Genomic DNA, 19,847 nt, shown 5'->3' on the forward strand with positions numbered 1-19,847 from the left:
CCCTCATATCTCCAATAAGCACTACAGTCAGTATGCACAGTTTCCAGAAAAGAAAATAGCAATAAGGCCGGAATTTCTGAAGTTGTTTTCCTGTGCTTCAAAAATTCCGGCTGTTTCTTAAGTACCCGGTTATTTTACAATAAACCCATCCTCATCCCAGAGATCATGCCAGTCATTCGCACCCTCCCAAAGAAATACCTGCCCTTTCACCAGACGGTTATTCCTTTCCAGGGTTGCGATCCGGCTCATTTCCTCTTCTGTAAGCGGATCTTCTGTCATCGCCTTTAAATTGCTTACGTATTCCATTTCATGAATGGAGAAAGGAATGGGGATCTGTCCTCTCTGACGGGCCCATTTAAGAGCGATAACTGCAGGGTGAACGCCGTGAGCCGCTGCAATCTCCTTCATTTCCGGTGTCTGTAAATCTGCCACATCCTCCGGACACATATCTCTTTCCGGTCTCTGGGGAGAGCCTAATGGCATGAAACCGATGGGCTGAATATTGTGGGCAACCAGATAATCAAACAATTTCTGCTGCTGGAAACATGGGTGAAGCTCCATCTCGCAGGCAGCCGGCATTATGTTCATATGAGGCAGAACTGCCTCCAGTTTCGGAATGGTCATGTTGGAAATGCCGATGTTGCGGATCAGTCCTTTTTCCACCAGTTCCTCACACTGACGGTAGGTTTTTAAAAATTCTTCCGGAGAAAATGGTCTGGAATCCGGATTGCGGGAATCTACATCGCAGTGAGGTGCGTGGTAATTTGGAAATGGCCAGTGAATGAAGAACATATCCATATATTCACACTGTAAGTCAGCAATGCTCTTTCTGCATGATTCCTCTACTCTGTCATGCATGTCATTCCATACCTTTGTCATGATGAAAAGGTCTTTTCTCTCCACGACTCCCTCTTCAAATGCCTGATGGAATACTTCTCCGATCTGATCCTCATTTCCATAGCAGGCCGCACAGTCGAACATACGGTATCCACAGCGGATTGCACCTCCTACTGCAGCCGATACTTCATCAGGAGTAAAGCGGTCGGAACCAAAGGTTCCCATGCCTACACAGGGAATCTCCTCTCCTGTGTATAATTTCACTTTTGGCACCAATGCCGGATTTACAAATTCTTTCATTGTCATATTCTCCTTCTCTTTTTATAGGATTGTGATTTGATAGCTCAGCCGTTTTTCTTCCCCTGGCTTTACAATTGCTGCATTTCGTTTCTCTTCAAATATATCGTTCTCATCGCTGCAGGTGGACAGCCCTGTCCAGGGCTCCAAAGCTAGAAATGGTCCGTCATTGGCTGCCGACCAGATGACCAGATAGGGAAATGATCCCATCTCCAGTTCCACTCCATGTCCGGTTTCTTTATGGCAAAGTGTTACTTTTTTTGATTTCAGCCGGTCGAATATAATGCCGTCCTGGTAGAACAGAGAGTGGGCAAGGGGTAAAACAGTACCTGCCAGTGAATTTTCTTTCCGATGTCCCATATCCACCAGTCCTGTTTTCAAATCCGGTGTGGGCGCAGTTTTTTCTTCTTCTGCATCAAAGACAACCTGATAATCCTCAAAGTTCTCTGCTGGTAAAAGAGGACACCGGAACGCCGGATGGCCTCCTATGAAGAAAGGCATATCCTCTGTGCCTGTATTTTTAACTCCATAGGTTACAAGAATGCGGTTCTCTTTCAGACTGTATTCCATGGTGAGGGTAAATGGATAAGGATATTTATCCATCATCTCTTCATTTTCTGAAATGGAAAAACAGATGCTGTCCTCTTTTTCTGACTCCAGCTTAAATTCTTCCTTTCGGACAATCCCATGCCTTGGCATCTGGATCTGCTTTCCATCTTTTGTGACCGCCTTGTTGTCCCTTAAACTTCCGCAGATGGGGAACAGAACAGGTGCCTGCCCGCTCCAGTACTCAGGATCTCCCTGCCATAGATATTCCGTACCGGCTTCATTTTTTATGGATGTGAGAGCGCCTCCAAGAGAGGTGAAACCCACTTCCAGCCGGTCATTCTTTAATAAATATTTCATGTTCAACCCCCGATTCTTGTGATTTCTATCTGCGGCTGCAGTCTTTGCATGTCTCCCATCAGGAAAAAGCCTGTTTCCTCTCTTAATGCGGAAGCTGCCGAGACAGCACTTGCATTTCTTAATATCTCTTCCATGGGAAGCTGTCTGGAAAGACCAAGAGCAAAACCAGCTATCATGGAGTCGCCGCATCCCACTGTGTTCACTGCATCTATTTTGGGTACTCTGGCTCTATAAATACCGGAGCTGCATACCACGAAGGAGCCTTCTGAACCAAGAGAAACTGCTACAATCTCCACGCCACGATTATGAATGTCCTTTGCAGCTTCGATCATCTCTTCCAGGCTGTCGCAGCTTTTTCCTGTCAGCATACGTATCTCATCCAGGTTTGGTTTGATCATGGAAGGTATGGCTTCGATGCCCATCTTAAGCAGATTACCGCTGGTGTCTAAAATCACCTTTTTCCCTGCTTCCTTTCCGATCTTCACCATTCTCTGGTAAGCAGTTCCGTCAAGTCCCCTTGGCACGCTTCCTGATATGGCAATGACCTCTGCCTCACTTGCAAGCTTTTTATAATGTTCCAGGAACGGAAGAAAGTCTTCTTCTCCTACTTCAAAGCCAGGTTCCAGAAATTCTGTCTGGATCTTGTTTTTTTCATCCCAGATATTAATACAGGAACGGCTCTCTCCTTTTAAATGGTAAAATGCGCTGGTGATCCCAAAGGTGCTTAAGGCTTCTTCAATGTAATTACCTGCGTGGCCTCCCACGAAACCGGTTGCCACAACGCTGCCTCCTGCAATGACTGCCGGCTTTGAGACATTTAAGCCTTTACCACCCGGCGTATAGGAACATGATTTCACACGGTTTACTTCTCCCTGTGAAAACCCATCAACTACATACCGTTTGTCAATGGCAGCATTTAATGTTACGGTCAGTATCATAGGTACCTCCTATTCGTTTACCAAAAGGATTTTTCCTTTTACCAGACCCGGTGTCTTAAACAGCTGGAACGCCTCCTGAGCCTGGCTCATGGGTATTTTTTTATAGACGAATCCGGGATCAAATTTCAGCTGTCCTGTTGCAAAGTAATGGGCGGTCAGTTTCCACTCTTTACCCGGGAATGGGGAACTGTAAGACATCCAGGATCCGGTTAACTTAAATTCTTTCCGGTTCATATTTTCCCACATGGAAGGAGTAAAGGATAAATCAACATGGGGAGTTCCGATGAAACAGACACTGGCTTTATTGGCTGCCAGTTCAAATGCCATCTGCATGGTCGGCACCTGTCCCGCTGTCTCAAATACATAGGAAAAGCCTTTTCCTTCTGTCAGAGCCATTGCTTTTTCCTTAAAGCCTTCCTCGGTGGTATTAATCGCTTCATCTGCGCCCAGGCGTTTTGCCAGTTCCAGACGTTCTTCACTGATATCAAATACAACCACTTTTTTGGCTCCGAAGATCTTTGCCCACTGCATGGTGAACATACCGATGGTTCCGCCTCCTAAAACTGCAGTATACTCACCGCCCCGGTAGTCATTCTGGAGCAGACCGTGAAGGGCAACGGTAGAAGGTTCGAACATCGCGCCCTGCTCATAGGAAATGCTTTTATCAAATACAACCGCATTCTGCTCAGGAATCACCACATAATCTGCATTGCTTCCCTGCTGCCTGGAACCGATAAAACTATAGTGTCTGCAGAGGGAGAAGTTTCCATTCTGGCAGTCATCGCATTTCATACAGGGAATTAAAGGTGCTCCGGAAACCCGGTCTCCAGGCTTTACTGATGTAACTCCTTCTCCGACTTCCACCACATCTCCGGAAAATTCATGTCCCAGTACAATGGGATAAAAATGCACTCCGTTATGCAGCACTCTCGGAATATCAGATCCGCATATACCGGAAGCCCTTACTCTGATCTTTACCAGTCCGGGACCTGCCTGCGGCTCCTCATAGTCCATATACCTTACGTCCTCATTTGCACAAACAACTGCTGCTTTCATGACTCATTTTCTCCTTCCTGAACCATCATATCTTTTAAATGTTCATATAAGCTTAAATATTTCCGGTAATTCCGGTCATAGATGTTACGGTCTGCCTGATTGGGAACATGATACCGCTTATTTTCCACAGTCAGCTTTACTGCCTCTTCAAAATCTTCATAAATGCCGACTCCGACTCCGGCCAGAATTGCCGCGCCTAACGTTGTGGCTGTATCGGAAGAAGGAACGATCACTGGCTTGCCGGTTACATCGGATTTAATCTGGGTCCACAAAAGAGAATTTGCAGATCCTCCCATGGCCCTTAATACATCAACTGCTGCGCCTGCTTCTGCCGCCACTTCCAGATTATGCCTTAATGACATGGCAACTCCCTCCATGACCGCGCGTATGAAATGGCCTTTGGTCTTTCCAAAATCCATTCCGTAATAAACGCCTTTTGCATAGGGATTCCATAATGGGGAGCGCTCCCCGGCCATATAGGGAAGGAAGATCAGCCCGTCACTGCCCGGGGCGACGCTTCCGGCTGCTTCATTGAACAGATCCAGGGAGCTTTTCCCGGTTCTTCTGCCTTCTTCTCTTTCAAATGCGCCAAATTCCTTCTCCAGCCACCGCATGGCTCCTCCGCCTCCGGTTGTGCCGCCCTGTAAAAGCCATTTTCCAGGTACAACATGACAGCTTAAAATCAACCTTGGATCGGCCTTGTAGCTGTCGATGCAGATACTCATTCCACCAGCCTGACCTCCCTGCTCCTGGGTTTCCCCTGCATGGATCACTCCGGCTCCAAGCGTACCGCAGGCTGCATCCAGACCGCCGGCTACAACAGGTGTTCCCTCTGACAGTCCGGACTGGGATGCAGCTGCTTTCGTCACTGTGCCAATCACCTCATGGCAGGGGTGGATATCCGGAAGAATCTTCGCCGGAATGCCAAGAGCTTCGCACATCGCCTGATCCCAGGTGCCGGTATGCATGTCAAAGCAGTGAAAACCATAACCCTGGGAAAGATCCTGCGTCATCTGACCGGTGAGTTTATAGGCAATGTAGCTGTTAGACTGCAGTACCTTGTATATATTTTCATATACCTCTGGCATATTTCTCTGGTACCAGATGATTTTCGCGGTGCTGTAGGAAGGCTGCAGGGAATTTCCGGCGACTTCAAATATCCGCTGTTCTCCTATCTTCCCGCTCAGTTCCCTGCAAATGTCATCGGCCCTGGTATCCATCCAGATCGGCGTATTGGTTAAGACACTGCCTTCTTTGTCTACCGCTATGGCGGACCAGCTCTGCCCGTCGATTCCAATTCCTGCGATCTCCTCCGGCTTTATCCGGGATTTGGAAAATATGTATTTCATCGTGCTGCAGATAACCCGCCACCATTCATCCGGATCCTGCTCTGCCCAGCCTGTCTGGGGATAATAAACCTCATACTCCCCGGTTGCAGCCTCTAAAACGGTTCCAATTCTATCGAAAACGGCGATCTTACAGGCGCTGGTGCCTACGTCTATCCCCAATAAATAAGGTTTCATTTTTTCCTCCATGAAATAATCAGTCCGCTTTATGGTCACAGCCGCAGACCAGAATGCGGTTCTTAACGAACTGCTTTACCGCTTCCATTCCGACAGTGCCTAATTTCTTGGGATCAAAAGTGTCCGGATGCTCTTTTAAAAGCTTCTTTCCTGCATCGGTATAGGCCACTCTTAACTCTGTTGCGAAATTTACCTTACACATCCCTCTGCTCACACATTCTCTCACATCTTCGTCGCTTAAACCGGATGCGCCATGAAGAACCAGCGGCACAGACACAAGCTTTTTCACTTCACTGATCCGCTCTTTGTCTAAAACCGGGGTGGTTGCATAAAATCCGTGGGCAGTTCCGATTCCAATTGCAAGGGAATGAACTCCTGTCCGCTCCACGAATTCCTTCGCCTGCATGGGATCGGTGTTGTTGTCCGCTTCTGCTTCCAGATCATCCTCTTTGCCGCCAACCTTACCAAGCTCGCCTTCTACTGTGATATTGCAGGCTCTTGCCGCATCTGCAGCCCGTTTGGTTAATGCGATGTTACTCTCAAAGTCTTCGTGGGAGCCATCAATCATGACTGACGTATATCCAGCGCGGATTGCCTGGAGAACCAGTTCATAGCTGCTGCCATGATCTAAGTGAAGACATACCGGTACGGTTGCTTTTTCGGCTTCTGCTGCTGCCATGGCGTAATATGTTTCCAGTGTTCCGTATTTAACCGTTGATGGTGTGGTCTGAAGCATAACCGGAGCACGAAGTTCTTCGGCTGCAGCCACCACAGCCTTCAGCATTTCCATATTTTCAACATTAAAAGCTCCTACGGCGTACCCGCCTTTTTGAGCATCCAAAAGCATTTGTTCCGATGTAACCAGTGACATATTATTTTCCTCCTTACATTTTTTCGGTCATTAGGTTCTTTACACTTACCATTATACCGGTTCTGCCGGAGAAAATTAGAGGGGAACCAGACAGAAGAAGCGTCTGTATGTCGCGTTATCGAACAAACCTTGACTTGAATAAATTATGCTGATAAAGTAAGATAAGGTAAGGAAATCAGAGGGGGAAGATCATGAGGAAGGGATTTAAAGATTTAAATATAAAAATAGCAATCGACGATACCACATTTCTGATCTTAAACATTGTATTTGAGCGGTTTCTTCGTTCCATGCCAAGACACAGCCATGGAAATAACAGTTATGAGATCCACTATATTCCCTACGGTCATGGCAAAGTAAATATTGATGACCAGATATATAATATTACTCCCAATACCCTGTATATGACAGGCCCGCATGTGGAGCATGAACAGATTCCTTTACAGAATGATCCTATGGCAGAATACTGTATTTATTTCAAACTTCAAAAAAATAATACCCACACCCAGCCTGAGGCGGATACGGTGGCTTTTAAATTCGAGAAAACCCATTTCTGGTTCGGACAGGATACCCAGGAGCTGTATCCGCTGATGCAGCAGATCTTTTTTGAACTGGAACACCGGTATACGGGATATATGATATTAGTGGAGGCCCTTCTCCAGCAATGCGTTGTTAAAATTGTACGAAACTATGAATATAAAGCACAGTCGAAGGTTCATTTTTCTCCCTCCAATCTGGTGGACAGCAAATACATCATTGTGGAAGAGAGCTTTCTTTATGAATATGAGACCATTACTATGGAGCATCTGGCAGAACGGCTTGGCTTAAGCGTACGCCAGACCGAGCGGTTTTTGAAGGATTATTATGGGAAAACATTTCAGCAGAAAAAAACAGAGGCTAAGATGTCTATGGCAAAGATCTATTTAAATGACGCTGCCATTACTATATCGGAAATTTCCGACCGGCTGAACTATTCTTCCATTCAGCACTTTTCCTATGCATTTAAGCAGTATTACGGGATCTCTCCAAGCAATTACAGGAAAAAGAATATGATACCGGATAACAGTTAACCTTATTTTAACATATAATGATAGGAGGAATTTTGTATTGAGTCAGACCGAATACACTATATATCTTATTTAATTATTTTTTTCAAGCGGGATCTTTTTCGCAATTTTTTTCTATGTTTAATTGCAATTATTGCCATGGGGTTAATTGGAGTTGGACCCGGAATATTCGATATGTAACCTGCACTGAAATCGTAGAACGGAAATCTGCTGGGTGCAGACCATCATTTGTACAATCCTCACCATAAATAATGTCATCAATTATTAATTTTTCTTTTGCTAGATATTCCATAATATATTTGTAATTATCTATTAATAATATTTTTCTGCTATCTGCAATGCAACGTAAAATTCCAACGACTTCATCGGTATGATAAATCCTATTGGTATAATACTCATTACTGTGAACCGATGGAGTAGGGGTTAACAAACACACCATTTTACCATTATTAATCAGTTCATCAACAACATGCTCACAATTACTCTTTAATTCTTTCATACCATTTATCCGTTTACGGTCATTTAATCCCATTAAAACAAACACTAAATTATCATCAATAGATATAAGTGCATCAAGATACTTATTTATCTGATATGAAAATGCTCCTCCACATCCTTTGTTCTCAACGCTGCAGTTAATATAATTATCTCGCAGGTATTGTTCCAACAATCCCCACCAACTGTTTGGTGCTACCCTTCTAAAGAATTTTGTACCATCCCCTTCAAATATAAGGTCTTTAGTCTTATAACTCATAGAACTACCAGCACCAGCAGTTAGAATATACATCATTACTAATTCCTTTTACTCAAATCTCAGCATCGAAATAGGCTTATATGACATACAGATCTATTAAATAGTACATGGAACTAACATACAGTTATATTAATCTTGAAAAAAATCATAAGATATGTTATATTGAAATTACAAAGAGTAACCGCCACACAAGGTGGAAGCTCCCAGACAAAGCAAAATGTCCTAACGGACACCGCCTATCCTGTTCGCTGCAGGGTAGGCTATTTTTTTAACTTATCTATGTAAGTCAGCAATGCCAAGATAAAAGTTGCAAATAAAAGCACGTCTGCAAATGAAAACATATCTGACACCACCTCCCATCTGGTTATGACATAAAGACATAAAAGCTGGAAGGTTCCACCCTGTATTCGGTTACTCCTGAAAACATATTACCATACATTCCCAAGTCAAACAATATTTTTCTCTCTACGACCAATCCACATTGGGCTTGGTGGCTCGTTGCCACTTCTCCAATAGATAACGAAATTAGTGTTGAATCAGGGATGATAAAGTGGACACCCTTCCGTTCGTACATGGGACGAGCGCAGGATCCTTTTAAGGGTTGTTATGTTGAACAAGGACCGGTACTAATAGAGAATGGAGTCAGAGCACCCTGGGACACGATTGTTCAATAATATTATAGTAACATATACTTTTTAAAGCCCAATTATTAACCGTTGTAAACTATAAGGCATCCTGCCAATATAAAACGCAGGATGCCTTTTCCTATTAATGTATATTCAAATCCATCAAATATGTTTGCCAAGCCACAGTAAGATATCCCCGATAATCTCATCTCTACACGGCTCATTTAAGATCTCATGAAACAGGTTTGCATAGATATGCAGGCTCTTATCCTTAGAGCTTATTTCTTCAAAGAGATCCAGGGAATCTTTTGCAGAAACCAGGCCGTCATCAGCTCCATGAAGAATCAGTACCGGATCAGAGAAGCTTTTTATATTGGCCTTCAGCCACTGGATGCCAGCATATATCTGGTTAATCAGCCCAGTGCTGATCTGCTTTTCCACAAGCGGATCCGAAACATATTCTTCAATCACCTTTTTATCGCTGCACACTCCGTCTCCAAGCGCATTAGGCAGATAGGTATCATCCGGTGCCTCAATGGGGAACTGATCTCCCATAACCGGATGGTTGTAATGAGTCAGCGCACCAGAGGTAATAATACCATCTGCCATTCCCGGATTCTTTGCACCAAACAGGGTTACGGTCTCCCCGCCCATGCTGTGTCCGAAGAGAAAAACTTTTTTCCCCTCGCTCTCCTCTCTGGCAAGATAAAGGATCTGCCCCAGATCGTCAGGCATCTCATTAAAATCTTCAAAATAAACCCTTTTCCCCTCTGATTTCCCATGCCCCCTCTGGTCATACCGGTAAACGCTGTAACCGCTCTCGTTAAGCTTTTCCGTAAAGTAATCATACCGGTTTAAATGTTCACACAAGCCATGGGCAATGACGATCAGTGCTTTAGGATTCTCCACTGTATCTTTTTTTAATCTCAGTTTTGTTCCATCGAAGGAAGAAATCATTGTTTCCTCCTGCCTTCTGCTTTCCCCATTCATAGTTCCTTCTCCTTTCAAATTCACATGAATTTTAATACTTGTACTCCTGTAAATTCATCATACTACAAGGGCTGTTTTGTGGCAAGAATGTTTAAAATCTAACAAAGAAACTGGTTTTTCCCTTACTGCTTTCCACACTGATATGAGCATTATGCCTGTCAGCAATCTGCTTTGCAATGGCAAGCCCCAGCCCGGTGCCGGAACGGTTTTTAGGGCTGTTTGTTTTATAAAACCGGTCAAACAGAAATGGTATTGTTTCAGCCGGTATCTCCTCGCCACTATTATTAACAGTGATCTGGCAGCCTTCTCCCTGCTTTATAAGTGAGAGTTCTACAGTTCCCTGTTGTGTTGTAAACTTAACAGCATTATCCAGAAGTATTAAAACAAGCTGGCGGAGCCGCCCATAATCTCCATTCACAACGCACTCCTCTCCCGGACAATTTACCAGAAACTGAAGTTCTTTCTCCTTTACAGAACGGCGGATTGCTCTTTGTGTATCCCGGATTATGTCGCAGAGATTCACCTCTCCCATGTCAAGGGAAAACTGGTCATCCTGAAGGCGGGACAAATCCAGCAGATCATTTACCAGCCGCTCTAAATGTCTGCTTTCTCCTAACATCTGATCATAGTATTCCTTTATTTCTTCCGGAGTATTGATGGTCCCATCCCAAAGCACCTCAAGGGACCCCCGCAAAACCGCCACCGGTGTACGAAGCTCGTGAGAGACATTTGCCACAAAATCCTGTTTCATCTTATCCAGGGCCGCCTGCTGCTTTCTGGCCTCAGTCAGCCGTTTTGAAAGCAAATCAATGGTCTGGGCCAGCTGACCGATCTCGTCGGACTGGGAAACACCGGTTTTAGCCGTATAATCACCATCGGCAAGACAGCGTGCCGCATCATTCATGCGGCGCAGGGGATTGGTAAAGCGGTAAGACAGCCACACTGCCGCCATACCTGCAAGAACCAGAGCTATCACAGCTCCTGCTCCCAGAGCGGACAATCCCTGAAGTACAGCTTCATTTACTCCGCTGACCGGGGAGTGAAGAAGAACTGCGCCGGAAATCCCGTCTGCTGTACGGATGGGTACACCAACGGTCAGAGTCGGTGCATTTAATAACCCGGAAAATTCCTCTCCGTAGGTAATTTCACCTTCTAATACCCTGCTGATGATTTTCTCCGCATTCACAGGCAGTTCCTCTTTGGAAGTAACCCCGTAATGACTGGCAGATATAAGATTCCGGTCATCATCTATAATCCACACCGTTGCCATGGCCACCTGATCCAGGAATCGAAGATATGCCCCATACCCTGCCATCGCGTGATTTCCCATTCCCATTCCCATTCCCATTCTAAACTGCGGGGCTACCCCTTCTCCGTTTTCATAGAGTGCCAGCGTTTCTGCGATGGAAACCGCCCGTTTTTCCATGGATGAACGGTTGATCGCAATGGTATGCTGCCGGAACATGGATACAAATACAGTACCTAATATGGCAGTAAACAAAAGGAGCACTGCTGCAAAAGAGGCAACCATTTTCCAGACTATTTTCTTATTCATGGGAGCACCTCAAATTTATAGCCGACATTCCGGATCGTGCGGATCTCCCAGGTGGGGTGAGGAATTTCTTCCAGCTTGGCTCTCAGCCGTTTCATATGGGAATCAACCGTGCGGGGATCACCGTAATAATCATATCCCCACAGCAGATCCAGAAGCATCTCACGGGTATAGGCCCGGTTCCTTCCGCCTGCAAGCGTCCAGAGCATGTCAGTCTCCCGCTTTGTTAAAAGTATGGGCTTGTCACCAACCATGACGCTGTAATTTTCCAGATTTATGATCAGATTCTCAACAGAAAGTATCTTCCCTGGTTCCCCTGCTCCTTTTTCAATACGGCGTAACACGGCTCTCACCCGTGCCATAACCTCTCCTGGTGAGAACGGTTTAACAATGTAATCATCAGCTCCAATATCCAGACCCATGATCTTCTCAAAATCTTCCCCTCTTGCAGTTACCATTATGACCGGAACATCGGACTGCCTGCGGATTTCCCGGCATACCTGGAAACCGTCCAGTTTTGGCATCATCACATCCAGCAGCACGACCTGGGGCTTCTTAGCATAAAACTCCTCTAACGCCTGCTGTCCATCCTGTGCAAGTACCGTTTCGAAGCCTTCCTTCCGGGCAGCGCTGCTTAAAATATTTAATAACTGAGGACTGTCGTCCGCAATCAGCATCATAGACATAAGAAATACCTCCTGTAATTTTATTATAATTATAACAGCGCAATAAGGCAACTTGGTGGCATAAAAAAAATAATGACAAGCAAAAAGACCTTTACTGACACATTCATGCCATATACAAACGTTATTATGAACTTACCGAAAGGAAACTAACACAAACCGAAAGGAGTTTACAAACTATGAAAAACAAGAAAAAAGTAATTACAGGATGTGCCCTTGCACTTGCACTTTCCGCTGCAACCATGACCTCATTTGCAGCTGCCGCTTACAAGACACCGGCTGAAGCAGTATCAGGTATTACAGGAAAAACAATGGATGAAGTAACAGCAGAACGCAAATCAGGAAAAAGCTACGGATCAATGGCTGACGAAGCAGGAAAATTAAGCGAATTCCAGCAGGCAGTAGCGGATATTCACGAAGACAGGCTCAATGAGAAAGTAGCTGACGGAACACTGACCCGGGAGCAGGCAGACGCACAACTTGCCGCAATCCGTGAGAGACAGGCGGCCTGTGACGGAAACGGTACAGGCGCAGGTGCAGGCTGCGGCGCAGGCCGCTGCAGCGGCAACGGAATGGGTTATCAACGCAGAGGCAGCGGTAACGGATCAGGATACCGGAACAACTAACAGAATCATTTAAGATATTGAAACAACCGCCCTGTGCCGTTCTTAATTCGGCAAGGGGCGGTTGTGCTTTCCTTCTAACACAGATTATCTTCTCTGACCCATACACGCATTTCGTTTTCTCCTCTGTTGGCCCAGCTGTAATAAGGAATCCATTTGATTTTCGTCTTCACTTTCTTTACTGCAGAATCACTTTTTCTGTAAAGTCCTTCCTCTTCCTGATCCGCTTCTGCCTTCCAGCCGGAAGCAGTGATAATTCCCACTCCTCCCAGAAGTGTTTCCTCAAATTCATACTCAAACGGTTCCTGTTTTTCCACAGACAAAAGGTGCAGGTTCTTTCCGTTATCCGCTTCTTCCAGGCAATAAACAAAGGGACCTCTGGTAACCGCAAATTTTCCAAGATCGTTTTCTACCATCGGGTGGGCATACCAGCGCTTCGCTCCCATATCCAGTTTCAGGTGTATGGTATCCTCTTTGAAGACCTGATTTATATAGATAAATCCGTCTTTCGTCTCAAAAGCTGTGCTTTCATGATTTATCTCCGCATCAAAGGTATCGGACCATGACGGCACCCGGATTCCCAGACAGACACTGGCGGTTCCGCTGTAATTTAACTTTATTTCTACACAGCCATCCCATGGATATCCGGTCTTTAGTTCTATTTCCAGAATGCCATCCTCGATTTCAAAGCTTCCCTTGCATTCCACAAAGAGATTCACGAAAAGCTTATTTTTCTTCTGGACAAAAACATACTGCTCCACAGAGGCTAAAAGCCTTGCGAGATTGGGAGGGCAGCACGCACAGCCAAGCCACTGGGGACGAACGCATTTTACATGGCTCTTTAAAGGATCCTTTGATGATTTACCCGCGACCACCTCCAGAGGATTCACGTAAAAGAAATGTTTTCCGTCAAGAGCCACACCCCCCAGTACCGTATTATAAAGTACGCGTTCCATCACATCCCCGTATTCCCCCTTCTCCTCTGTCATAAGCATCCGGTATGCAAAAAACACCAGGCCTACAGATGCACAGGTTTCACAGTACATGGTATCATTGGGTAAATCGTAATCCAGAGTAAATGCTTCTCCGGAAACGGTAGAACCGATTCCCCCGGTAATATACATACGCCGGTTTACAATACTTTTCCATAACCGCCTGCACGCCGAAAGAAGCTTCTCATCCCCTGTCTCACACGCTGCATCAGCCATTGCAGTGCAAAGATAAACAAGTCTTACTGCGTGTCCCTCAGCAGTATCCTGCTCCAGCACAGGAAGGTGAGCCTGATAATAGGCCAGTGGAAGATGTTTGGAATTCATGGCATCGCAGTCTGTCCCCCGTACAAATAAAAAGTACCGGGCGAGTTTTAGATATCTCTCATTTTGTGTCAGCCGGTATAACCGCATAAGGCCGATTTCAACCTCTTCATGACCGTCATAACCATGAATCTTTCCGTCCTCATCACCAAACACAGAATCAATGTGGTCAGCCAGCTTACATGCAGTTTTAAGAACCTTCTGATTTCCCACAGCTTCATAATAAGCCACTGCTGCCTCTATGAAATGCCCCGCACAATATAGCTCATGGCTCTCCCACAGGCGTTTGTATTTCTGATCAGGCTCTTCAATGGTGAAGTATGTATCCAGATATCCGTTTTCTTCCTGGGCCTCACTGATTAAATCCACAACATCATCAGCCAGACACTTTAATTCCTCATCCATTTTCTCCCGCAAGGTGTAAGCTGCCGCCTCCAGCCATTTATAAAGATCGCTGTCCTGAAACACCCAGCCATAATGATTTCCTTTTTTCCTTCCGGCCGCAATCCTGAAATTTTCAATAACATGGCTTTTCTCATTGGGGATGGAATCATCGTTGCGTTCCCGTTCAATGGTTATATCAATTTCATCATTCAAAACCTTCCACTGATACGGAATCATCTCCGTTCTGATTAAACCTTTGTACCTGTTAAAAAATCTGTCGCGTAGTTCTACTTTATTCATACTGCACCTCCTGATTTACTCTGCAAAGTGACGTCGACAATGACAGCCGGCGCCACTCTTTTTTATTGTATGTATCTCTATTTCTTAATAATACCATCAATGACTGCCTGAGCCTTCGCTGCAGCTTCCTCCGGTGTGCCTGAATCTGTCATCACCTCATTAAATGCCAATGATATGGCATCAGAGATGTCAGGCCATTCCGGCAACGGTCCTCTTGCATTTGCATACTGCATTTCCTCAACAAATGCATCATATACCGGGTCCCCCTTAAACTGCTTCTTTGCAATGACAGAATCAGAAGAGATATACCCCATTGCATTCATCATATAGAGGCAGGTTTCCTCGCTTGTGGCATATTTGAGGAATTGAACGGCCCCTTCCTCATTGCCTCCTGCAATTACTGCATAGTTTTCTCCGCCCAAACCGGAGGCCTGTTTTTTATCCATGGGAATCGGGGCAACGTTCCATTTTAAATCAGGAGCTTCCTGGCGCATGGTGGGAACCTGCCAGGTTCCGTTAATCATCATGGCCAAGTTTCCAGAAATGAACTGGTTCATGGTGTCTCCCTGTGTCCAGTTAATTGCTTCCTTTGTCATGGCGCCGGAATCAACCAGCTTTTTCACCATGGTCAATGCTTTGATTCCGCCTTCTGAATTCAGTTCATAGGCCGTGGCACCTGCCGACCATACCCATGGCAGGAAGTTAAAGGTACCCTCCTCGTTTTGCAGACTGCAGTGTGCAAATCCCGAAACCTGGCCGGTTGTACAGGCTTTTGCAGTCGTAAGCAGCTCATCCCATGTGGTGGGAACCTTGCATCCGGCTGCCTTTAACATATCCTCATTATAGAAAAGGAGCAGACAGTTGCTTCCAAAGGGAACCCCGTATAATTTGCCGTCTAATGTACAGGAATTTACAGGGCCTGGATAATAGGTGCTTACGTCAAACCGTCCGGTTAAATCTGCAAAGATTCCCATAGCTGCATAAGAAGCATGATCCGGATTATCAAGAATTACCAGATCCGGAAGCTCATCTGCAGATGCGCCGATGGAAAGCTGCTTTTTAAAATCGGCAAAGGGAACGTACTTTGCCTGAACTTTAACCTCACTTTGTGATCCGTTAAATTCTTCGATGATATGATTCAGTGCTTTCTGATGTCCTTCTGTCTCCCAGTAGTACCAGATTGTCACATCACCAGCGGTCTTGCTTTTTTCTGTCTCCGAAGCTTTTTCACTTCCGGCTGCCGCCGCTTTTTCACTGCTTTTAGCAGCCTCTGTCCCACTTTCCGTCGCTGATACCGCTCCGCTTCCGGAGCTGCAGCCAGTCACCGCTCCCCCAAGCAACGCTGCAAAAAGTAAGGCTGTCATTAACTTTTTCATGTTTTTCCTCCTTTATTTTTCTTGTTTCAACGACTTCATTATAACGGATACAGACCCCCAAAAAAACTCAACAAATCTTAGAAAGGGTAAATTTTCTTAGGTAGGAATTCGTAAAACAACTTCTGTTCCCATACCCTGCGTGCTGTTAATCTCAATTTTCACATCGTCTCCGTAGTACATCCGAAGTCTGGTAATGGCGTTCTCCATACCAATGTGAGACGCTGCATCCGATTCTCCAAAAATACCCCTTCTGATTAATTCCAGTTTATGACGCTCCATCCCTTTTCCATTGTCGCGGATGAGAATCCGTAATTCTTCCCCTTCCCTGCACATACTCACTTCCAGAACGTGATTGGTCTTTGTTCCCTCAAAGCCATGAAGGATGGAGTTTTCAACAAATGGCTGCAGCAAAAGTTTGTGGATCCGCCGGTCCATCACATCAGGATCCACATTGATGCTGCAGGTGAAATTATTTTTCAGCCTGAACTGCTGTAAATAAATGTACTTTTTCAGCCAGTCGATCTCATCCCGCACAAAAACCTCCCCGCTGCTGTCCGCAATGGCATACCGGAGTATGGTGGCCAGGGAGTTAATGGCATTGCTGATATCAAATTCATCTTTATCAATTGCCATCCAGTTAATGGTATCCAGTGTATTATAGAGAAAATGAGGATTAATCTGCGCTTCCATTGCCTTTAGCTCTGCCTGGCGCTGCATCTGGCCGGCCACCTTTTCTTTTTTAAGTGCAGTCTCCAGCTTCTCCAGCATGTCATTAAACTGGACTGCTATGGTTTCAATTTCCACGGGCATTTTCCTGTCAGTCTCTACACGGACTTTTAAATCCCCCTCTCTTGCTTTCTGCATGGATGCCACCACCATTTTCACTGAGTCAACCAGGCGGTCCAGCACCCCAAATGTCAGTAACACAGTGACCATAAGAAGAATGAGGCTTAAGGCTACAATCAGATAAATCTGACTGTTTAAGTTCTTCATTAAACTTCCCTGATCCATTACATTCACCAGATCCCAGCCCAGTGTATCGTCGTGGTAAAGCCAGACAGAGGTATAACGTTCCTCGTATAAGTCTTCTTCCCTTATAAACTTTTTGCATGCTTCCACCCTGGCTTCTAAAGGCGCCCCCTTCCCGAAGAGAACCTTTCCTATCTTTTCCGGTTCCCGGTAAGCAATGATACGCCCCGCCTCATCAATGATGAAGTTAAAACTTTTGTCCCGGTCCTGCCCCTGAACCTTGCACACACTCTGAAGAAATTCTTTATCCAGGCTGACTATCACAATGCCGTTTTCTTTGTTTAAATTTTTATAGTCTATAATCCGGTGAGCCAGATGAAGCAGATAATAATCTTCATTTGCAAATCTTGTCCCGTATTCGGTGGGGAAAATATGGGTCTGATTATCCGAGGATACTTCCCCATACAATTCCTCCTGGGAAAGGCTGAAGCTGTTCATCCATGAATTTTCATAGGTGGATGCAGACAGCTGGTTGTAAGTAATGCTCAGCCCCTCAGGCGTAATGACTGTAATGGATTTTATGTACTCTTTTGTATTAAGGAGCCCTCTTAAATACCTGCGAAGCTGGTTTTTTGCAACCGATGCATTCTGCTTCTGATCCAGCCGGTCCACCCAGGCCACCACATCGTCATTGGTATAAATCTGGAACAAAAGATCCTCATATGCTTTCAGCCGGATGATTAAATTATTATCCATCTGCATTAAGCTTACACTGGTCAGCTCCTGGGTGTTCTTTTTTAATGTAACCGAAATGTTATAGAAATAATAAAAGCTTAATACCAGAATTGGAATGGTAGAAGTCGCCCAGAAAAGGCGGATTAATTTTTTCTTCAGACTCACTTTTTTCATATGGCTCCCTCTCAATTCCAAAACTTCTATCCCTTAACTGCCCCGCTTGTCATTCCCGATATGATATACTTCTGCATAAATAAAAAGATCAGCGCAACCGGTATAATCGTCACGATGGCAAAGGCAGTTAAATAACTCCACTTTGTGCCGTACTGTCCCATGAAATTAAAGATTCCCGCTGTAATCGGCCGTTTCTTCTGGTCCAGAATAAATGTCATGCCATAGGCTAAATCTCCCCAGCCATACAGGAAGGAAAAGATCGCGCAAACAACCACTCCGGGCTTTGCTACCGGAAGCAGAATCCTGATAAATGCCAGGAACCGGGTGCATCCGTCAATATAGGCAGCTTCCTCAAGATCTCTTGGAACAGAAGCAAAATAATTCTTTAAAATAAGCACTGAAAATGGGATGCCAAGAGTTGCATCGGATAAAATGGCCGACAGCCAGGTATTGTATATATGCATTCCCTTAAACATAATAAACATAGGTGTCAAAAGGACGGAAACCGGAAGCATCTGGGTTACCAGAAAACACAAAAGCATACCGTTCCTCCCTTTGAAATGATATCTTGCCACGGCATAGGAAGCCGGAACAGCCAGAATAACTGCAATTGCCATGGCTCCGGAAGATATTATAAGGCTGTTTGCAAAGGACCGGAACATATTAAAATCTCCGTTGCCAACCTGGGCAGCATAAGACTTTGTATTTAAAACATGGGGGTAAAACGTGGGCGGAATCTGAAAGATTTCCTTTTCCGTTTTCAGTGAGGTGATAAAAATCCAGAACAGCGGAAACAGCAGCACACACAGGATAACCACCGAAATAAAGCATAACAGAAATTCCTTTTTCCCCTTTTTTCTTTCCTTCTCCATCACTCCTTCTCCCCTTTCATCGTGATTTTTAAATACACAACGCCCACTAGCAGCAAAATTACCAGCAGTACATTGGCAGCGGAAGAGCCAAGGCTGTACTGGAACATCTCAAAGGACAATTTATAGGAATAAGTGGACAGCAAATGGGTGGAATTTACCGGACCGCCCCCAGTCATTACATAGACCATATCATAAACCTTGAAGGTGTAAATAAAACCCAGAACCAGAAGGGATTCGATTGTGGTTCTCATCAGGGGAAGTGTGATTTTAAAGAATTTCTGTCTTCCATTTGCTCCATCTATAGCTGCGCTCTCGTACAGTTCCAGGGGGATTGTGGTGAGTCCTGTTGAAATCAGAATTGTATTAAAGGGAATTCCAATCCAGATATTTGCTATAATAACTGCAGTCATCGCAGTAGCCGGGCTTGTTAGCCACTGAATATTTTCTGAGATCAGACCTGCACTTTTTAAGAAATAATTGATAATCCCCACATCGGTGGAAAACATAAACTTAAAAATCAAAGCAGTCACGGTCATGGGAATCATCCAGGGTATCATAAGAAGCCCTCTGACCGGCCTGGCAAAGGAAAAATCTTTTTGAAACAGCAGTGCCAGCGCAAAGCCGATGACAAACTGGACAATCAGACAGCTGACCGTAAACAGCAGGGTATTAAACATCGCCCTTAAAAAAACAGTATCCTGCATCAGTTTTATGTAATTATCAAAACCAATAAAGTCCCTCGATCCACGGACCAGATTCCTGACCGTAACATTCTGAAGACTTAAGATAAGATTGCTGACAATGGGATATCCCACAAAAAACAGCATATAAAGAAACGCCGGAAGCGCATACAGCAGCCCGATATTCTCATACCGGAAAAAGCTTTTGATTTGTTTCACTGAAAATAGTCCTCCTTTTCATTTATTTCCACTGAAATCATCTTACACTGTATGACTGTTTCCCAAAATACGGGAAACCTTGAAAAGGAGGAAAAACCTAAACGC

General features: G+C 45.0%; 17 protein-coding genes. 2 read left to right on the top strand and 15 right to left on the bottom strand.

The window, feature by feature from the left end; genetic code table 11:
- Positions 1 to 129: 129 nt before the first annotated feature.
- The 6 genes from DS742_RS19690 to DS742_RS19715 are packed head-to-tail and all read right to left on the bottom strand — an operon-like array spanning position 130 to position 6,428.
- Complete coding sequence (locus DS742_RS19690; RefSeq protein WP_117418677.1) at positions 130 to 1,137, bottom strand: aldo/keto reductase; 1,008 nt, start codon at positions 1,135 to 1,137, stop codon at positions 130 to 132.
- A gap of 21 nt (positions 1,138 to 1,158) precedes the next feature.
- Entirely contained in the window at positions 1,159 to 2,040 is an 882-nt protein-coding gene (locus tag DS742_RS19695) for an aldose 1-epimerase family protein (protein WP_117418678.1), read from the bottom strand.
- Positions 2,041 to 2,042: 2 nt separating this feature from the next.
- The gene (locus tag DS742_RS19700) at positions 2,043 to 2,978 is read right to left on the bottom strand and encodes a 1-phosphofructokinase family hexose kinase (RefSeq protein WP_117418679.1); all 936 of its coding nucleotides are present in this window, start codon (positions 2,976 to 2,978) and stop codon (positions 2,043 to 2,045) included.
- Positions 2,979 to 2,987: 9 nt separating this feature from the next.
- Complete coding sequence (locus tag DS742_RS19705; protein ID WP_117418680.1) at positions 2,988 to 4,034, bottom strand: galactitol-1-phosphate 5-dehydrogenase; 1,047 nt, start codon at positions 4,032 to 4,034, stop codon at positions 2,988 to 2,990.
- Positions 4,031 to 5,557, bottom strand: a complete 1,527-nt coding sequence (locus DS742_RS19710; protein WP_117418681.1) for a xylulokinase — start codon at positions 5,555 to 5,557, stop codon at positions 4,031 to 4,033. Before DS742_RS19710 ends, DS742_RS19705 begins: the two co-directional genes overlap by 4 nt.
- Positions 5,558 to 5,576: 19 nt before the next feature.
- A complete protein-coding gene (locus DS742_RS19715; RefSeq protein ID WP_117418682.1) occupies positions 5,577 to 6,428 on the bottom strand; it encodes a class II fructose-bisphosphate aldolase in 852 nt (283 codons plus the stop codon).
- Positions 6,429 to 6,619: 191 nt separating this feature from the next.
- Here DS742_RS19715 and DS742_RS19720 point away from each other — a divergent pair, with 191 nt between their 5' ends.
- Positions 6,620 to 7,495, top strand: a complete 876-nt coding sequence (locus DS742_RS19720) for an AraC family transcriptional regulator (RefSeq protein WP_117418683.1) — start codon at positions 6,620 to 6,622, stop codon at positions 7,493 to 7,495.
- Between the two features lie 127 nt (positions 7,496 to 7,622).
- Here the strand turns inward: DS742_RS19720 and DS742_RS19725 are convergent, their stop codons facing one another.
- The 4 genes from DS742_RS19725 to DS742_RS19740 all read right to left on the bottom strand — a co-directional run bounded on the left by DS742_RS19725 (position 7,623) and on the right by DS742_RS19740 (position 12,100).
- The gene (locus DS742_RS19725; protein WP_117418684.1) at positions 7,623 to 8,282 is read right to left on the bottom strand and encodes an SGNH/GDSL hydrolase family protein; all 660 of its coding nucleotides are present in this window, start codon (positions 8,280 to 8,282) and stop codon (positions 7,623 to 7,625) included.
- Positions 8,283 to 9,034: 752 nt separating this feature from the next.
- A complete protein-coding gene (locus DS742_RS19730; protein WP_117418685.1) occupies positions 9,035 to 9,862 on the bottom strand; it encodes an alpha/beta hydrolase in 828 nt (275 codons plus the stop codon).
- Positions 9,863 to 9,953: 91 nt separating this feature from the next.
- Positions 9,954 to 11,417, bottom strand: coding sequence for a sensor histidine kinase (locus DS742_RS19735; protein ID WP_117418686.1), 1,464 nt, complete (start codon positions 11,415 to 11,417; stop codon positions 9,954 to 9,956).
- The gene (locus tag DS742_RS19740) at positions 11,414 to 12,100 is read right to left on the bottom strand and encodes a response regulator transcription factor (RefSeq protein ID WP_117418687.1); all 687 of its coding nucleotides are present in this window, start codon (positions 12,098 to 12,100) and stop codon (positions 11,414 to 11,416) included. The genes DS742_RS19735 and DS742_RS19740 overlap by 4 nt, the downstream gene beginning before the upstream one ends.
- Positions 12,101 to 12,276: 176 nt before the next feature.
- Here DS742_RS19740 and DS742_RS19745 point away from each other — a divergent pair, with 176 nt between their 5' ends.
- Positions 12,277 to 12,723, top strand: a complete 447-nt coding sequence (locus DS742_RS19745; RefSeq protein WP_117418688.1) for a hypothetical protein — start codon at positions 12,277 to 12,279, stop codon at positions 12,721 to 12,723.
- 74 nt (positions 12,724 to 12,797) lie between these two features.
- Here DS742_RS19745 and DS742_RS19750 read toward each other — a convergent pair whose 3' ends face one another.
- From DS742_RS19750 to DS742_RS19770, 5 genes are all read right to left on the bottom strand, one after another.
- Complete coding sequence (locus tag DS742_RS19750) at positions 12,798 to 14,717, bottom strand: glycoside hydrolase family 127 protein (protein WP_117418689.1); 1,920 nt, start codon at positions 14,715 to 14,717, stop codon at positions 12,798 to 12,800.
- A gap of 77 nt (positions 14,718 to 14,794) precedes the next feature.
- Positions 14,795 to 16,093, bottom strand: coding sequence for a sugar ABC transporter substrate-binding protein (locus tag DS742_RS19755; RefSeq protein WP_117418690.1), 1,299 nt, complete (start codon positions 16,091 to 16,093; stop codon positions 14,795 to 14,797).
- A gap of 96 nt (positions 16,094 to 16,189) precedes the next feature.
- Complete coding sequence (locus DS742_RS19760; protein ID WP_117418691.1) at positions 16,190 to 17,971, bottom strand: cache domain-containing sensor histidine kinase; 1,782 nt, start codon at positions 17,969 to 17,971, stop codon at positions 16,190 to 16,192.
- 26 nt (positions 17,972 to 17,997) lie between these two features.
- Complete coding sequence (locus tag DS742_RS19765; protein WP_117418692.1) at positions 17,998 to 18,843, bottom strand: carbohydrate ABC transporter permease; 846 nt, start codon at positions 18,841 to 18,843, stop codon at positions 17,998 to 18,000.
- Positions 18,843 to 19,742 carry a carbohydrate ABC transporter permease gene (locus DS742_RS19770; protein ID WP_242996639.1) on the bottom strand — a complete coding sequence of 300 codons (900 nt, stop codon included), beginning with the start codon at positions 19,740 to 19,742 and terminating at the stop codon, positions 18,843 to 18,845. The genes DS742_RS19765 and DS742_RS19770 overlap by 1 nt, the downstream gene beginning before the upstream one ends.
- Positions 19,743 to 19,847 lie beyond the last annotated feature (105 nt).

The organism is Lacrimispora amygdalina (genome assembly GCF_003432035.1).
Classification (GTDB): Bacteria; Bacillota; Clostridia; order Lachnospirales; family Lachnospiraceae; genus Lacrimispora; species Lacrimispora amygdalina.